Origin of the sequence: Pseudoalteromonas sp. SG43-3 (assembly GCF_014164385.1) — a bacterium.
Lineage (GTDB): Bacteria > Pseudomonadota > Gammaproteobacteria > Enterobacterales > Alteromonadaceae > Pseudoalteromonas > Pseudoalteromonas distincta.
Window position 1 is genome coordinate 92,269 of record NZ_JACJFC010000003.1, and the last position, 16,841, is coordinate 109,109.

The following is a 16,841-nucleotide window of genomic DNA, read 5'->3' on the forward strand; positions in this document are numbered from 1 at the left end:
ATAGCTAGTTTGTCTGTTTTATCCATTATTCAGCCCCTCTTACTGTTATATCTGTCGTGCTATCAATATCAACTAAAGAAACTTTATAGCCCTTGTTTTCAAGTAAGGTAAGTAAACTATCTTGTCCTGCAAGATGGGCAACTCCAACAAGTACAAACTCATTTTTGTCGTTGTTAAACATGGCTTCTACTTTTGGTAACCAATCATTATTTCTATCTGTAATGATTTGTTTATAACTATTCGGATCATTTTGCTGCATATCTTCAAGTGCTACTTTATTTAGGGTGTCTGTATCACCTTTGCGCCAGGCAGCTAAAAGTCCGTTAAACATATCGCCATAGTTGTGCAGCTCGGCTAAGTTATGTTTAATGAAGTCGTTTTCGTTGCCTTGACCCATTGTTTTAAAAAGCTCTAACTGAAATTCCATTGTTTCTAAGTAATTTTTTGTTTTGTAATCTTCAGTCGCTTTTTTAGTAAAGTAAGCATCAACTCCTTCACCCATTAAATTTTGCTTTTGAAGCTCCATCGACATTAAAACAATACTAACCATAGCAGGGCGAAAACCATCTAACTTAGCGAGGTTAGCGCCAAACTCGTTAAGCTTATTTTCAAGTGATGCCTTAATCTCGGGTTCTAGTTTTTGACTTAACGTTTCGTTATTTGTATACGATAGTGCGCCTAACATTTGCATTTGCGCATTGGTGTCGGCTGGGTCAGGTAACTGTGCTTCTAAAATAATCGTATCTGCTTGTTCATAAGCATGGTTAAACTCAGCGGGTAGTGGCATTTCAGCTTTAGGTAGTATGTGAACTGTACCGCCAATAAATAGTGAGTCATTACCATTGCTTACTTGCCATACAGAGCTTTGAGCCTGTGCTGTATTTGCTAAAAGACTACAGCTAAGTAATACGCTGGCAGATACTAATTTTTTTGTGAATTTTTTCATGATAATTCCTTTATGTAACTTTTAATTTTATTGTTTTTAGTTCGATAACACAGTGCTGAAATATGCAGTGATTGAGGATGTTAACTTTGAAAGGTTTTTATCAATTTGCGAGTGTATTTTGCTCATTGAAGAGTCAAGCTCAGCTGATATTTTTTCATCTATCGAAGAAAGTAACGTTTGTGTATCAACATTACTTTTTAAAGACTCAGTGGCGTCTATGTTGTTTGTTTCTTGCTGCTTTTTATTAACTGGGTTAATCGCCTCTACGCTTTCACCAATTATGCATTGATTAAAATTACTTTGAACGGTGTGTTGTTTAGCGTCAGCTGCAATAACTGAAGTTGTATTAAAAGCAGTTGCTAGTAGTAAAGCCGGTAGTACTTTTTTCATTGTGCTATTCATAATTAAACCTTTTATATTTTTAATTGCAGCCAATTTAGAATCACAAATGATTTTTTACTAAGCTGCTTGTTGATGACGGTTTAAAGAATATCGCTGAATTTATTGAGAGTCGCTTATCTAGTTATGAGCAATTAATAGATAAGGTTTTTAAATTAAATAATTGTTTTAATTTAGAGGGTTAGCCTTAAACCTTATAATGCTAATATAAGGTTTAAAATGCTTTTTCTATAAAAGAAAGTGTAGATGTGATACGGTTCATAAAAATAAAAATACGTAAAAACTATGAATTATCAAATCGGACCTTGGCAATTTATTAGTAATCGCTGTGTGATTACTTCAAACCATTTAGAAAGGGAATTAGATCCACTTTTAGTAAAGCTATTACTTCACTTTATAGACAAGCCTCAACAAATTGTTTCCCGCCAAGAGCTTATTGAGAGTGTGTGGCAACAGAGCTTTGTTGATGATAATGCGATTAACCGTGCAATCTCAGAGTTAAGAAAGCAGCTTGCCCACCCAATTGAAAAAGCGCCGCTTTTAAAAACGCATTACCGTAAAGGATATAGCCTAACAGTAATACCTGAGCGTTTAACGCAAGCAAACGTTTTGAAAGAGCCTGTAAACATTTTGCCTGACTCACCGGGTATTTCTGCCAAAAATGAAGAGATAGCTACTGCAACTACTTCTCAACCAGTTCAAAAAAAGAATAGTAAAAATTTTTTGATTTATTCTTTACTCGTCATTATTTGCCTGTGCTCTTTAGTATGGTTTGGGTTGTTTTTTATTAATGCACCTTCTAGCGAAAAGATTAAACAGATCACGGTTAATAAGGTAGCAAGCACATGGAATATAGGCAGTGAGGTTCACCCTGAGATGTCCTCAGATAAACAATATTTAGCTTATACAAATGTTGAACCTGAAAATGACGTAATGCATGCATTTGTAAAGCGACTATCTGATCAAAGGGAGGTTGAAATTACCTATCCTGGCTTTCAAGTATCTATTTTATCGTGGCAGTTAAATCAGCACGCAGTGCTTATACAAGCTACAAACTTAAAACAACAGCAGTGCGAAATGGTACTGGTTGATTTAAGCCAGTTTCCTATTGTTGGTGAGGCTACATTAATTAAAAAGTGTGACCTTAGATACACCGGCTACGCACAAGTAGACGAAAATAGTGAATATATTTATTACACTGAATATAAAAATGAGCAAGATGGCTCAGGTTTATATAAATTTGATTTAGAGTTACAAAAAGAGTCCATTGTTATTCCACCACCAGGTGTAATGTATGGCGTAATAATGCCGCGCTTATCTTCTTCAGGTAATAAAATAGCATATATACTTAGTCAAAAGGGTAAGCCTTTTTCTGTATTTAGCTATAACTTTGAGACCCATGAAACCAAGCGGTTATTTAAAGCAAACAAAAGCATAATTAGCTTCGCGTTTGACTGGCTTGCAGACGATAAAGGCGTGATTGTTTTTGAAGCCTCTGACCTTTCAACCATTGTGTTTGATGAAAATAATATTATTAAACGCACACTAACGGTTACCCCAGCAATTTCACCTTATTATATTGCAGTTCAATCTGCTAATAGCCTCTTTTACTCAGCAAATAAAACACAAACCTTTTCGTTAATTAAAGCGACTAATCTTTTTAGCGATGTTCCTGAGTATGAAGCACTCTACAAAAGTGATGAAGACGACTACCACATTGTAGAAGTCATTAATGAGAAAGGACCAGCGCATATTTTTGTATCCGAGCGCTCTGGCAGCAGTCAGTTGTGGTTATCTCAAAATGGACTTACAAAGCAACTTAGTAACTTTACTTATGAAGGGAAATCTACCTTTGCTATTGGCGGGCTAAGAGTATCGAGTAAGCAAGATCGTGTTTTATTAAGAGTTAATAGCGATATTGCATTTTTTGACGTTATGTCGAACAAACTCTATACCATAGCTGAGTTTAAAGGGCGACAAATACTAAACTATGTATGGTCTAAAGATAATGAAAGTATAATTTATTTAGAGCGAAGTGGTTCAGAAAACCTATTTGCTCAGTTTAATTTATTAACGCGAGACACAACTATATTAGAGGATATTAAAGCCAACAAATTAATTTCAGGCGCTGACGGTACTAATTATGCAATTACTAATAATCAGTTAATTAAACTATCAAATAAACAGAGTTGGGAATTACCTAAAGACGCGCGACAAGCACAACTTTTTGCTATTAATGGTAATTACCTTTACTACTCTGATGCGATTTCAAGAGTTGCTCGGCTTAATTTAGAAGATAAGACAGTAAAAGATGTGCACGTGGATTTTAAACCCATCGCATTTTTTATTAGTGATAACAATCAAATTTTCTTTACAGAATCAAAATATAAAGACATGCAAATAATACAGATAAGTTGGAATAACTAGGGTCTGTTGATCTTTCAAGGTTAAATTTGCAGCAGTGTGTTGCTTTTCTTTAATAACATTTTCGATTGTTATGTTGATAAAAGAAAAATTAGAGCCAAAAAATAGCGAGAAGTGAATCTTCTCGCCATTTTTAATTAAGTGTAATCTCGACAGTTAAATAACCTCAAAGCCGATTAATTTGTCACAACTGAACCTCTATTTATTTAATAGAGGTTTTAAGTAATGCCCAGTATGTGAACGCTCACATTCGGCCACTTCTTCTGGTGTACCTGCAATGAGTATTTCACCGCCGCCAGCTCCGCCTTCAGGTCCTAAATCAATAACCCAATCTGCTGTTTTAATAACATCGAGGTTGTGCTCAATAACCACAATGGTGTTACCGTGATCGCGCAGGCGATGTAATACAACAAGCAGCTGTTCAATATCAGCAAAGTGTAAGCCTGTTGTAGGCTCATCTAATATGTAGAGTGTTTTACCAGTATCACGCTTTGATAGCTCGCGTGCTAGTTTTACACGTTGCGCCTCACCACCTGAAAGCGTGGTAGCGGCTTGACCTAAGCGGACATACGATAAACCAACGTCCATTAAGGTTTTAAGCTTGCGGGCAATAGCCGGTATTTTGTCAAAATACTCATGCGCGTCTTCAACAGTCATCTCAAGTACTTGGTGTATGTTTTTACCTTTGTATTGGACTTCGAGCGTTTCGCGGTTATAGCGTTTGCTCTTACATACATCACACGGTACATACACATCAGGTAAAAAGTGCATTTCAACTTTAATTAAGCCGTCACCTTGGCACGCTTCACAGCGTCCGCCTTTAACGTTAAAGCTAAAGCGACCTACTTTGTAGCCACGTGAGCGCGCTTCTTGTGTACCTGCAAATAACTCACGAATACCGGTAAATATACCTGTGTAGGTTGCCGGATTTGAACGAGGAGTACGACCAATTGGGCTTTGATCAATATCGATCACTTTATCAAAATGATCTAAACCGCTAATTGATTTATACGGTGCCGCTTCGGCAGTGGTTGCGCCATTTAGCTCTGTATGAGCAAGTTTAAATAAAGTATCGTTTATTAGCGTTGATTTACCTGAGCCCGATACACCTGTCACACAGGTCATTAAACCAAATGGGATTTTTAAATCCACATTTTTAAGGTTATTACCCGTTGCGCCAAATAGCTCTAGCCATTTGTCGTTCGTTGGGTGACGCTCTTTTGGTATTTCTATTTTACGTACGCCTGATAAAAATTGGCCCGTAACAGACTCTTTGCTTGCTAAAATATCGTCGCGCGTACCTTGAGCAATAATATGCCCACCATGAACACCCGCACCTGGGCCAATATCAATAATATGATCTGCAGCACGAATAGCATCTTCATCGTGCTCTACCACAATAACGGTGTTACCTAAGTCGCGCAAATGGACCAATGTTTGTAATAAACGGTCGTTATCGCGTTGATGTAATCCAATAGATGGCTCATCTAGTACGTACATTACACCTACAAGACCGGCACCAATTTGACTGGCTAAGCGGATACGTTGAGCCTCACCACCTGATAATGTATCGGCGCTACGTTCAAGTGATAAATAATTTAGGCCAACGTTAATTAAAAACGATAAGCGGTCGCGAATTTCTTTTAATATTTTTTCAGCTATTTGGCCTTTTTGTCCGGTTAACTCTAAACCTTCAAAAAATTCCATGGCTTCACCAATACTCATGCATGTGATTGCAGGTAAGTTGGTTTGTCCAATAAATACATTTCGAGATTCTTCGCGTAAGCGCGAGCCATGACAGCTAGGACACGCTTGGCTTGTTTGGTATTTAGCAAGTTCTTCGCGTACAGAGTTTGACTCGGTCTCGCGGTAGCGGCGATTCATGTTGTTTAAAACGCCTTCAAACTCATGGTTACGCGTAATTAAATCGCCACGGTCGTTACGGTAATTAAACCCAATCTTAGTGCTACCAGAGCCATCTAAAATAATTTTTTTCGAGTCGCTGTCTAAATCTTGATAAGGCACGTCTAAATCAAAATTGTAATGATCTGCAACCGCTTGCAGCATTTGATAGTAATAAAAGCTGCGTTTATCCCAGCCTTTAATTGCACCGCCAGCAAGGCTTAACTCTGGGTTATGCACTACGCGATTAGGATCAAAATATTGGCGTATACCTAAGCCATCACAGGCTTGACAAGCACCAGCTGGGTTATTAAACGAAAACAAACGCGGCTCAAGTTCAGTCATTGCATAGCCACAAGTAGGGCAGGCAAAATTTGCTGAAAATAGAATCTCTTCAGCGCTGCTATCGTCCATGTATGCTACATGTGCAACACCATTAGACATTTCAAGTGCAGTTTCGAACGATTCTGCTAAGCGTTGTTGTAAGCCATCTTTTACTTTAAATCTGTCTACAACAACTTCTATTGTATGTTTTTTATGAAGCTCAAGCGTTGGTGGATCAGACAAGTCACATACTTCACCGTCTATACGGGCGCGAATGTAACCTTGGCTAGATAGCTGTTCTAATAACTTAACATGCTCACCTTTACGCTCTTTTACTATTGGCGCAAGCAGCATTAATTTACTGCCCTCAGGTAGAGCCAAAACAGTATCTACCATTTGGCTAACGGTTTGCGCAGCAAGTGGTAAATCATGTGTAGGACATCGTGGTTCGCCGACGCGGGCAAACATAAGTCGTAAATAATCGTAAATTTCGGTAATAGTACCTACGGTTGAACGCGGGTTATGAGACGTTGACTTTTGCTCAATAGAAATGGCAGGAGAGAGGCCTTCGATGTGATCCACATCAGGCTTTTCCATGAGCGATAAAAATTGTCTTGCGTACGCAGAGAGTGATTCAACATATCGGCGTTGTCCTTCTGCATAAAGCGTATCAAATGCAAGTGATGACTTCCCCGAACCAGATAGACCCGTAATAACTATTAATTTATCACGTGGGATGGTTAGGCTGATGTCTTTTAAATTGTGCGTTCGGGCGCCTCGGACTTCAATGTTTTCCATGCTATCTCGTTTGTTACCAAAATTATTTACTCAGTATCGCATAATACGAAGCAATATTAATCCTTGATCAATGAAAAATCCTTACTTATAGGCGATTAATTATTGCCAAGCTTATGGTAGAATCCCAACCTCAATTTTTCATAGAGTAAGATCACGCAGATAATGACCGCATCTTCACTTAATTCACGAGAAAAACGCGCCGCTGTATCACTGGCGAGTGTGTTTGCATTTAGAATGCTCGGCTTGTTTATGCTGATGCCTGTATTGGCTATTTATGGACAATCGCTTGAAGGTTTTTCGCCTATTTGGATTGGTTTTGCCATTGGTGCGTATGGTTTAACGCAAGCTGTACTACAAATACCTATGGGTCGATTATCCGATAAGATTGGTCGTAAAAAGGTTATTGTTGGTGGCTTAGTTGTATTTGCTATTGGCTCTGTAGTTGCTGCATTAGCTGACTCTATCCAAATGGTTACCGTAGGCCGTGCTTTACAAGGTATGGGCGCAATAGCCAGTGCGCTACTCGCGTTTGCTTCAGATTTAAGCCGCGATGAGCAACGACCAAAAGTAATGGCCGTTATTGGTATGAGCATAGGAATGAGCTTTGCCTTTGCTATGTTACTTGGGCCAATTGTCGCCGCTTCGTGGGGTATTGCAGGTGTATTTTGGTTGACTGCTATTTTAGCAGTCTTAGGTATATTTATAGTGACCATGCTAGTGCCAAAGGCGGTAAATAAAGCGCCCAAAGGCGATACATTAGCAAGCTTCAGCGACATTAAAAAATTAATTAAACACCCTCAGTTAGCACGATTAAATGCAGGTGTATTGTTATTGCATTTAACGCTAACCACAATTTTTGTGGTACTGCCGAGTCAATTAATTAAAGATGGTTTGGTTGCTGACCATCACTGGTATTTGTATATTCCAGTGCTATTTTTAGCATTTTTATTAATGGTACCAATAATGATTGTGGCCATTAAAAAAGAGAAAGAAAAACAAGCATTTATTGGCTCAGTAGCCTTGTTAACTATTAGTATGTTAGCAATGTCGGTATGGGTTAATAGTGTAGTAGGCATTGCTGTGTGTATGCTGCTTTATTTTGTGGCGTTTAACTTTTTAGAAGCCACTATGCCTGCGCTTGTATCGCGAATAGCACCTGCAAGCCAAAAAGGTTCAGCAATGGGTGGCTACTCATCTAGTCAGTTTTTAGGGGCCTTTTTAGGCGGTATGTTAGGTGGCTATGTAGCACAAACTACAACGACGCAAGCTGTGTTTGCGGCAGCGGCACTTGTTGGGTTAATATGGCTTATTATTGCGTGGAAAATGCAAGTCCCACCCAAAAGTAAAGTTATTAGTTTAATGACCAAATTAGATTCTGAAGAGCATGCTCAAGTACTTGCTTCTCAGTTAGTTGCTTTACCAGGTGTAATAGAAGCAACTGTAGTTCGCGATGAAAGTCGCAGCTATTTAAAGATTAATGATAAAGAATTTGACCTAGACCAAGCGCGTAAAGTCGCTGGTTTAATCTAACATTTATAGGAGATGGTTCCATGGCACGCGGTGTGAACAAAGTAATTTTGGTTGGTAATTTAGGGCAAGATCCTGAAGTTCGTTATATGCCTAACGGCAACGGTGTAGCAAATATTACCCTAGCAACTTCGGATAGCTATAAAGATAAGAACACTGGCCAAATGGTTGATAAAACTGAGTGGCACCGTGTTGTATTTTTTGGCAAGTTAGCTGAAATTGTTGGTGAATATTGTCGTAAAGGTTCACAAATTTATGTTGAAGGTAAACTTCAAACACGTAAGTGGACCGATCAACAAGGCCAAGAAAAGTACACTACAGAAATAGTTGTAGATGGCTTTACTGGTCAAATGCAAATGTTAGGCGCACGTGGTGGCGATCAACAAAGTGGTGGTTACCAAGGTAATCAAGGCGGCCAACAAGGTGGTGGTTACCAAGGTAATCAGCCGCAAGGTGGTCAACAAAGTGGTGGTTACGGTCAAAATAATCAAGGCCAAAATAACCAGCAACAAGGTGGTTATGCTCCACAACAGCAAGCAGCACCTGCAGCGCAGCCAAAACCGGCTCCAGCACCACAGCAGCAAAGTAATCAATACCAGCCGCAAGGCGGCTTTGCACCACAACAAAATAGTGCACCGCAGCAGCAAGGTGGTTTCGCTCCTAAACCACAAAGTGCTCCGCAAGGTGGTGCATCAAACCCAATGGAACCAACCATTGATTTTGATGACGATATCCCGTTCTAAATGATATAAAGTTATTAGTGTAAAGATAATTAGATTCTTTACACTTTTTACTCTAAACCCAGTATTCGTACTGGGTTTTTTATGCGTATTGCGCTGTGATGATAATCCAAAAACTATCAATATAAGACCTCATTAGGCTGTAAAGTGAAATAGTATTGTTGGTAATGTTAAATTACAGTAAATTTTATCTTGTATTTAATTGATATATATATCGTTAACACTTACCATTAAACTACTTTCCTCTGATTACACAATGAGAAACATGAAAACTAATATCTTATTTTTATTTCTTGTTTTTCAATTCTTGAGCCCTAGTTCACACGCTCAAACTCCTTCAAATGTTACTCATATTTTATTTATAAATTCAACAAATCAAGATATGCCTTGGTATAAAAGTGTTGAGCTTGGACTGCGTACAGAGCTTACAAAACGTTCTTTTAGTTATGAACTATTTGTCGAAAATATGGATGTAAATCGCTTTGATGAAGTTAATCAAAAACAGTTAATGAAAGACTACCTCAAACAAAAATATAAAAATAAGCACATCGATATCATCGTTACTCAGTCGCCTTCTGCAGCGACGTTACTATCTCAATTAGATGATTTTTTTATAAATGCTCCACGAATATACTTAGAGCCAGGCGCCCAGTTTAATCTACCAAAAAAGACCAGCGGAGCTGTGATCCAAGCTAAATTAGATTATGCGCAAGCAACAGCAAATGCTGTTAATTTAATGAAGCCTAAAAAATTGATCGTGATTTTAGATACAAAAAACGATATTGGTATGAGCTTTCATCGAGGACTATTTTCGGTTATTAACCGTGATTTTTCGTATTTAAGTGTAGAAAAGTGGTTTGATCTTCCATTACCAGAATTACTCACCAAAGTAAGAAATGCCCCAGCAGATTCAATTATTTTATTTACCCCCATTTTTAGGCGTTACGATAATAAATCACTTAGCCCTTATCAGCTAGTAGAGCGATTAGCTGAAGCAAGTTCAGCGCCCGTTTTTAGTTATTGGGAGGTACTATTAGGTTCAGGTGTTGTTGGTGGGTATGTATTGTCGGGTGAAAAAATAGGTAAACGTATTGCCGATTCAATAGTTTTTTATAATGAAAATAAAGCGTTAAATGAAATTAGTGGTGAAGGGCTTAGTACATACTCATATGATTGGCGACAATTAAGTAAGTTTAATATTGCTCCGCAGAGCTTGCCAGAAGAGTCAATTATCTCTTATTACGAGCCAACTTACTTTGAGAAAAATAAAATATTAATTTACAGCGCTACTGTAATTATTTTTATTCTTAGCAGTTTTTTAGTTTTTGTTTTGTTTTTAAACCAACGCCGCATTCAACTTTTAAAAGAGCTTGATGAAGAAAAGCAAAGATTAGAGTCGCGCGTTGAAGAGCGCACTGAAGAGCTTTTGCACGCCAAGGAAGAAGCAGAGCATCTGACATCCGCTAAGTCTGAGTTTTTAGCAAATATGAGTCATGAAATTAGAACCCCTATGAGTGGGATTATTGGTTTGACTAATATTTTGCTCGAAAAAGGTTTACCTGGTGAGTATGAGTATTATTTAGATAAAATTAAATACTCCTCAGATCAACTCCTGGTGGTTATTAACGATATTTTAGACTTTTCAAAAATTGAGTCTGGAAACATTAACCTTGAGGAATTTCCTTTTTCTGTAAATTCGATTGTTGATTATATCAAAGCAACCTTCAATGAATTGGCCCAAAGTAAAGGGGTCACATTTGATATTGTCATTGATGAGGCAGTTAAACTGGACTTAATCGGCGATGTAGTGCGAATAAATCAGGTGCTGTTAAATTTATGCTCTAACGCAATTAAATTCACCCCTCACGGCACTGTATCGGTTTTAATTGAGTCAAGAAAGTTATTAGACGATCCGCAAAGTGTTTGCTTATATTTTACAGTTAAAGACTCAGGTATTGGCATCGCTGAGGATAATCTTAGTAATTTATTTGAATCATTTACTCAGGCAGATAGTTCTACAACTAGGAAGTTTGGTGGTACAGGGTTAGGTTTAACAATTAGTAAGCGTTTATGCCAATTGATGGGTGGTGATATAACAGTACACAGCACTCAAGGTGTGGGTAGTGAGTTTGTAGCTTCGGTGGAAGTTAAATTGAACAACCAAGCGTTGATTGATGATACGCCTAACCTAATCTTTACTGATCCGTTTGATGTATTAATTATAGATGATAATGAAGAGGACCTTAAAGTAATTGAAAATCAGTTTACAGCTATGGGTTTAGCATGTACTGCGTGCTCGTCTGCTAAGCAAGCTATTGATATTATTGAACAGAATAAAGAAAAATTTAAAGTCATTATTGTCGATTGGATAATGCCAGCGATGAGTAGTGAAACATTTTTAACGCGTATTTATAATATTAATCCCCAGCTTTGCAGTAATATAATTGTACTTACAAGGGATCATGAGGTTTTACTTAATGATGTGGCTAACAAAATAAATATAAACACAATTTTGCAAAAACCTGTTTATTCGAGTGTCTTGTATAAGGAGGTGAGCAGTAGAGTGTTAGGTTTTTTTAATGAAGTGCCTAAAGTAAATACTGTGAGTGAACAGTCGCTGGCGGGTATTAAAGTATTAGTTGTGGAAGATAATTCAATCAATCGACTCATAGTTACCAACATACTAGAAAATAGCGGCGCTCAGGTTTACTTAGTTGATAATGGATTAGAGTGCATCCAAACAGTAAAATTAGAGCCGTTTGATATAATTTTAATGGATATTCATATGCCTATCATGGACGGTGTTGAGGCGACTCAAATTATTCGTAATGATAGTGATGAAACTATCGCAAATATTCCAATAATTGCCTTAACAGCTAATGTTATGAAAGATGATATTACACGATACTTATCTATTGGCATGAATGCTCATGTTGCAAAACCCATTAAAACACAAAAACTACGTGAAACTATAATTCGCTGTTTAAATAAATAGTTGCGCTATATAAGTAACTTAATATTTTTATCAAATACCTTCCGCAATCCCTTCCATTGGCTTGAGCCGATTTTTTAATAACTTAAAAAAATTTATAAAATAGAATTTGACTCACGCGTGTTTGCATGTGAAATTCCACATATTCGATTTTTCGTATATTCACTTGGTAAAGGTTGAGTTATAAATGTCAGAAGTTAATGGGTTACCAAATACAAATAAAATACACAGCGTTGTTCCACATACTAAAAATTTTAATGTTAGTTTTTCTGAGCACAAACCTAAAATTTTATTGTTATATGGATCATTAAGAGCGCGTTCTTATAGTAAGTTGGTAATAGAGGAGAGTGCACGTTTATTAACGTATTTTGGTGCTGAGGTTAAAATTTTTAATCCTGAAGGTTTACCTCAAACCGATAGTGAAGATGAATCACACCCTAAAGTACAAGAGTTACGAGATTTAATGCTTTGGTCAGAAGGGCAAGTATGGTGCTCTCCAGAACGTCATGGGTCAATGACGAGCATATTCAAAAACCAAATTGATTGGATACCACTCAATTTAGGTGGTGTAAGGCCAACGCAAGGTAAAACACTCGCAGTGCTGCAAGTTTGTGGTGGATCGCAATCATTTAATGTAGTGAATCAACTACGAGTATTAGGGCGTTGGATGCGTATGGTAACAATACCAAATCAGTCCTCAGTGCCACAAGCTCATTTAGAATTTGAAGAAAATGGGCGCATGAAACCCTCTCCACTTTATAATCGGATTGTTGATGTTATGGAGGAGTTGATAAAATTTACTTTGTTATTACGAGATCAAAAAGATTACTTTGTAGATCGTTATTCTGAACGTGTGGAATCTGCAGAAGAACTTAGCCAACGCGTTAATCAAAGCTCTATTTAGGACAGAACAATGGGATTATTTGAACGTTATCTTTCTGTGTGGGTAGCCTTAGCTATTACTTTTGGTATTGTAGCTGGTTCTATAATGCCAAGTGCATTTAGCTTAATTGCTGGTTTTGAATATGCCCATGTAAATATTGTAATCGCAGTACTTATTTGGTTGATGATTTACCCAATGATGGTGCAAATTGATTTTTCATCAATTAAAGATGTAGGTAAAAAACCAAAAGGGTTAGTGCTCACTATCGTTATTAATTGGCTTATAAAGCCCTTTACTATGGCGCTACTAGGCTGGTTATTTTTTAAGGGTATTTTTGCCGATTTTGTTGACCCACAAACAGCTACAGAATATATAGCTGGTATGATTTTGTTGGGTGTTGCGCCTTGTACCGCTATGGTGTTTGTGTGGAGTCAATTGACAAAAGGCGATGCTAATTACACCTTAGTGCAGGTATCAATAAATGACATAATTATGATTTTTGCCTTCGCACCTATTGCAGGGCTATTACTTGGTGTGACTGATATTACTGTACCTTGGGATACACTGCTATTATCGGTGGTATTGTATGTACTTATCCCGCTGGTGGCCGGTGCTGTTACCCGTAAAAAGCTTGATAAAGAAGATGACCATACGTGTTTAAATAACTTTTTAAAGGTAATGAAACCTTATTCTATTATTGGCTTACTCGCGACAGTAGCGCTATTGTTTGGTTTCCAATCGCAGATATTAATAGAAAAACCAGAGGCAATAGTTCTTATTGCAATCCCGCTTTTAATTCAAACTTACGGTATTTTTGCGATTGCTTATATTGCAGCTAAAAAAATGGGGCTTGCACATAACATAGCGGCGCCTGCATGTATGATTGCCACTTCAAACTTTTTTGAGCTAGCTGTTGCGGTTGCTATTTCATTATTTGGTTTACATTCTGGGGCTGCACTTGCCACTGTGGTGGGGGTGTTGGTAGAAGTCCCCGTAATGCTAAGCTTGGTATACTTTGCAAATAAAACACGCCATTGGTTTAATTAAGGCGGTATGCAGCATAATCTCTGCTGGCATACTTTTTAAAATGATCTGTCGATGGCTTTCATCTATTTACAGAATAAAGGGCATAGCTGTTTATTTTTGTAAGTTCTCGTTTATCTGAGTGTTTTTTGTTTAGTACTATTAATAAACGTTTAAACTTAGTTTGCAGCCTTGTGCTTCTATAGATATTGAACAACACTTTAGTTATCAATATAACGAGTGGCAGGCTATGCAAAAGAGTAAACTCTGGCTTTTAAAGTACTTCAAAGGTATCTCTTTTGTTTTGTTTTTGATGATACTTATTAGTTTTAATTTCATTTTAAATGATGCATTACATCAAAAAGCACATGTTTCTGGGCAGCAGTTTGTTAAACGCGTTTATGAATTAAATTTATCTCCCTCTATAAATAATGAAGTGTTGGTCGCATTAGCTAAAAATGAAGGCTTTAAGTTAGAGCTGCAAAATTCTTCTGATCACTTTAGGAACTTAGTAAATTTAGAACGCGAAGTTTTTACTTTTAAAACGTTAAGTTTGAGCCTTTATCACTATCCAGTGTGGGTAACACAAAGCTACTTATTTATATTTTTGAATCTGATTATATTAGGCGCTGCTAATTGGTCTTATCGCTGGTGGAGCCTGTTAAAAGTAAACCGTAAAGTAATGCTTAAAAATACAGTTATACAGCCGACTAAAATTATTCAACAAAGGTATAAAAATACTCAACTAATCGAACAGGCAAAAAAATGTGATTTAAGTTCTTTGTATGGAGTTAATACTGCATCACATAACTTATTTTTACTTATTGAGTGTGATTGTAGCTATGATAAAAAAACGGATATAGAAGCCAATTTTAAAGTCTTAATTACTAAAAAATTAGCCGAACTTAAAGGTGTGTCGGTAAAAATACTAAACTCTAATTACTTAGCGGTTACCTTACCAAACATTTCTATTAGCGAGTTGAATAGCTACGTTGAAAAGCTTCATAAAAATGTGTTTTTAATATGTCAAAATCATCAAAAAAATATTACTCATAAAAATATTAAAATAGGTGCGTGTGATTATCAATTAGGCGCTGATCAAGTGGCGGTTTATAAGCTAGCAAAATCAGCACTCGCGCTATCACAAAGCAGCCTATTGCAGCATTGCCACCGTTTAACGTTAAATCACTGCCAAGAAAAACACCTCTCTAGCAAACAGGTTATAGAAAACATTAAAAAGAATAAATTTATATTATTCTTTCAGCCTGTATTTGAACTCTCTAGTGGAAATATCCTGCAGCATGAAGCTCTTATTCGGGTTAGGCATAGCCAACTTGGTTTACTGGCCGCTCGTTATTTTATTAAGCAGGTTTATAGTGATCAAGACGCTTTAATATTAGATAAAGCTGTAATAACACAAGTCAAAAAGCTAATGCTCAGTGAGTCTTCGGCTTTAACAGTTAGTGTAAATCTACACCCTAAAAATTGGTTTAATACTGTATTTTGGGAGTGGTTAGCCAATCAAATGGCAGAACTTAAGTTAAATACTAAATTACAATTTGAAATAAGTGAGGCAGAATTTTTTACTCATAGAGAGTCGATAACTAATGCACTCAATGTTATTAAAAAAGGGCATTCACATATTGTGATTGATAATGTAAAAAGCAGTGAGAAAGTAGCCATGCTAGTTGATTATAACCAAGTATGTGGGCTTAAGTTATCTTACGAACTGGTTCATTTATTAGATGAAAAAACTCAAAGTCAAAAGAAAATAAAAAGGATAGTCGAAGCCGCTAGTCTTTTAAATCTACCCGTATACGCGGTGGGCGTAGAGACTCAAAAAGAGCTACTTACGCTTACCAAATTGGGAGTGGTAGGAGCTCAAGGTTTTTACTTTTCAGAGCCACTTCAAGAGTTTACGCAAGCGGTATTTAATTAAGGTCTAGATTAACCCTCTATATTTAAGCCCATTTAAGCCTTGAAGCCCGCCAGTATGAACAGCAATAATTTTACTCCCAGATGGGAAATAATCTTGCTCAATAAGCTGCCACAATGCATACATCATTTTTCCGCTATAAATAGGCTCAAGTGGCAGATTATAAGTGTGACTCATATCTTGGCAAAACTGCCATAACTCAGGTGAAAACTTACCATAGCCACCATCATGAAACTCTGTGAGTAACTGCCAGTTAGTTTGGTTATTAGCTCTAGCGCTCAGCTTTTTTATTTCTTCATTTAAATATTCAGCTTGTTTTAATACCGCGATACCAATAACTTGTGTTGTTGAAGCACTGCCTTCTATTAGTCCAGCAAGCGTGCCACCACTACCTGTAGGACAAACTAAGTAGCTATGTTCGGGTAAGCTTTGTACTAATTCTTTACACCCTAATAAAGCATGTTCATTTGTACCACCTTCAGGAATAATATAAGCATTTGGAAAGCGCTCTTGCAGAGCATTAAGGTAATCGATGTTGTGGCGTTTTCGATATTCTATACGATTAACAACATGCAGGTTCATACCACAATGTTTTGCAAATTGGATTGTTGGGTTGTTGTTATCCAGTTCTGGTCCGCGAATAATCGCGCGAGTTTTTATATTAAATTCTTTTCCTGCCGCTGCGCAGGCATGAATATGGTTTGAAAACGCACCACCAAAAGTCAGAAGCTCTGTTTTATTTATCTTTTGCATATACGCTAAATTGTATTTTAATTTACGCCATTTATTGCCACTTATTAGCGGATGGAGTAAATCATCACGTTTTATACCTAAACAAATATTTCTCTTTTTTAGAAACGAGCTATCTAATTGTTGAATATAGTTATTTTCATCTATTTTGAATTTTTCACGCATTTTATTGGTTTTCAATTTGGCAAAGTAGTTAA

The 16,841-nt window shown here is 37.1% G+C and carries 11 protein-coding genes; 7 read left to right on the forward strand and 4 right to left on the reverse strand.

Annotated features, from left to right (window positions below):
* Window positions 1-25: 25 nt before the first annotated feature.
* Both H5157_RS03765 and H5157_RS03770 read right to left on the reverse strand, forming a co-directional pair.
* Window positions 26-946: a TraB/GumN family protein gene (locus H5157_RS03765; protein ID WP_182724162.1), complete on the reverse strand. Its 921-nt coding sequence runs from the start codon at window positions 944-946 to the stop codon at window positions 26-28.
* Window positions 947-982: 36 nt separating this feature from the next.
* Window positions 983-1,348 (reverse strand): hypothetical protein, encoded by a 366-nt coding sequence (locus tag H5157_RS03770; RefSeq protein WP_182724163.1) that lies wholly within the window; start codon window positions 1,346-1,348, stop codon window positions 983-985.
* 282 nt (window positions 1,349-1,630) lie between these two features.
* Here H5157_RS03770 and H5157_RS03775 point away from each other — a divergent pair, with 282 nt between their 5' ends.
* Complete coding sequence (locus H5157_RS03775; RefSeq protein ID WP_182724164.1) at window positions 1,631-3,772, forward strand: transcriptional regulator; 2,142 nt, start codon at window positions 1,631-1,633, stop codon at window positions 3,770-3,772.
* Window positions 3,773-3,967: 195 nt separating this feature from the next.
* On the opposite strand, the gene uvrA is transcribed toward H5157_RS03775, so the two are convergent.
* On the reverse strand, window positions 3,968-6,793 hold the full coding sequence (gene uvrA, locus H5157_RS03780; RefSeq protein WP_182720225.1) for an excinuclease ABC subunit UvrA: 2,826 nt from the start codon (window positions 6,791-6,793) through the stop codon (window positions 3,968-3,970).
* Window positions 6,794-6,955: 162 nt separating this feature from the next.
* On the opposite strand from uvrA, the gene H5157_RS03785 reads away from it, so the two are divergent.
* The 6 genes from H5157_RS03785 (at window position 6,956) to H5157_RS03810 (ending at window position 15,897) form a co-directional block, all read left to right on the forward strand.
* Window positions 6,956-8,323, forward strand: a complete 1,368-nt coding sequence (locus H5157_RS03785) for an MFS transporter (protein WP_182712143.1) — start codon at window positions 6,956-6,958, stop codon at window positions 8,321-8,323.
* A gap of 20 nt (window positions 8,324-8,343) precedes the next feature.
* A complete protein-coding gene (ssb, locus tag H5157_RS03790) occupies window positions 8,344-9,063 on the forward strand; it encodes a single-stranded DNA-binding protein (protein WP_182720223.1) in 720 nt (239 codons plus the stop codon).
* Between the two features lie 262 nt (window positions 9,064-9,325).
* Window positions 9,326-12,055 (forward strand): response regulator, encoded by a 2,730-nt coding sequence (locus tag H5157_RS03795; RefSeq protein WP_182724165.1) that lies wholly within the window; start codon window positions 9,326-9,328, stop codon window positions 12,053-12,055.
* A 184-nt stretch (window positions 12,056-12,239) separates the two neighbouring features.
* Entirely contained in the window at window positions 12,240-12,956 is a 717-nt protein-coding gene (gene arsH / locus H5157_RS03800) for an arsenical resistance protein ArsH (protein WP_182724166.1), read from the forward strand.
* 9 nt (window positions 12,957-12,965) lie between these two features.
* Complete coding sequence (arsB, locus tag H5157_RS03805) at window positions 12,966-13,982, forward strand: ACR3 family arsenite efflux transporter (protein WP_024595324.1); 1,017 nt, start codon at window positions 12,966-12,968, stop codon at window positions 13,980-13,982.
* Between the two features lie 226 nt (window positions 13,983-14,208).
* Window positions 14,209-15,897 (forward strand): EAL domain-containing protein, encoded by a 1,689-nt coding sequence (locus H5157_RS03810; RefSeq protein WP_182724167.1) that lies wholly within the window; start codon window positions 14,209-14,211, stop codon window positions 15,895-15,897.
* A gap of 3 nt (window positions 15,898-15,900) precedes the next feature.
* Here H5157_RS03810 and H5157_RS03815 read toward each other — a convergent pair whose 3' ends face one another.
* Entirely contained in the window at window positions 15,901-16,809 is a 909-nt protein-coding gene (locus tag H5157_RS03815; RefSeq protein ID WP_182693916.1) for a 1-aminocyclopropane-1-carboxylate deaminase/D-cysteine desulfhydrase, read from the reverse strand.
* Between the last annotated feature and the right edge of the window lie 32 nt (window positions 16,810-16,841).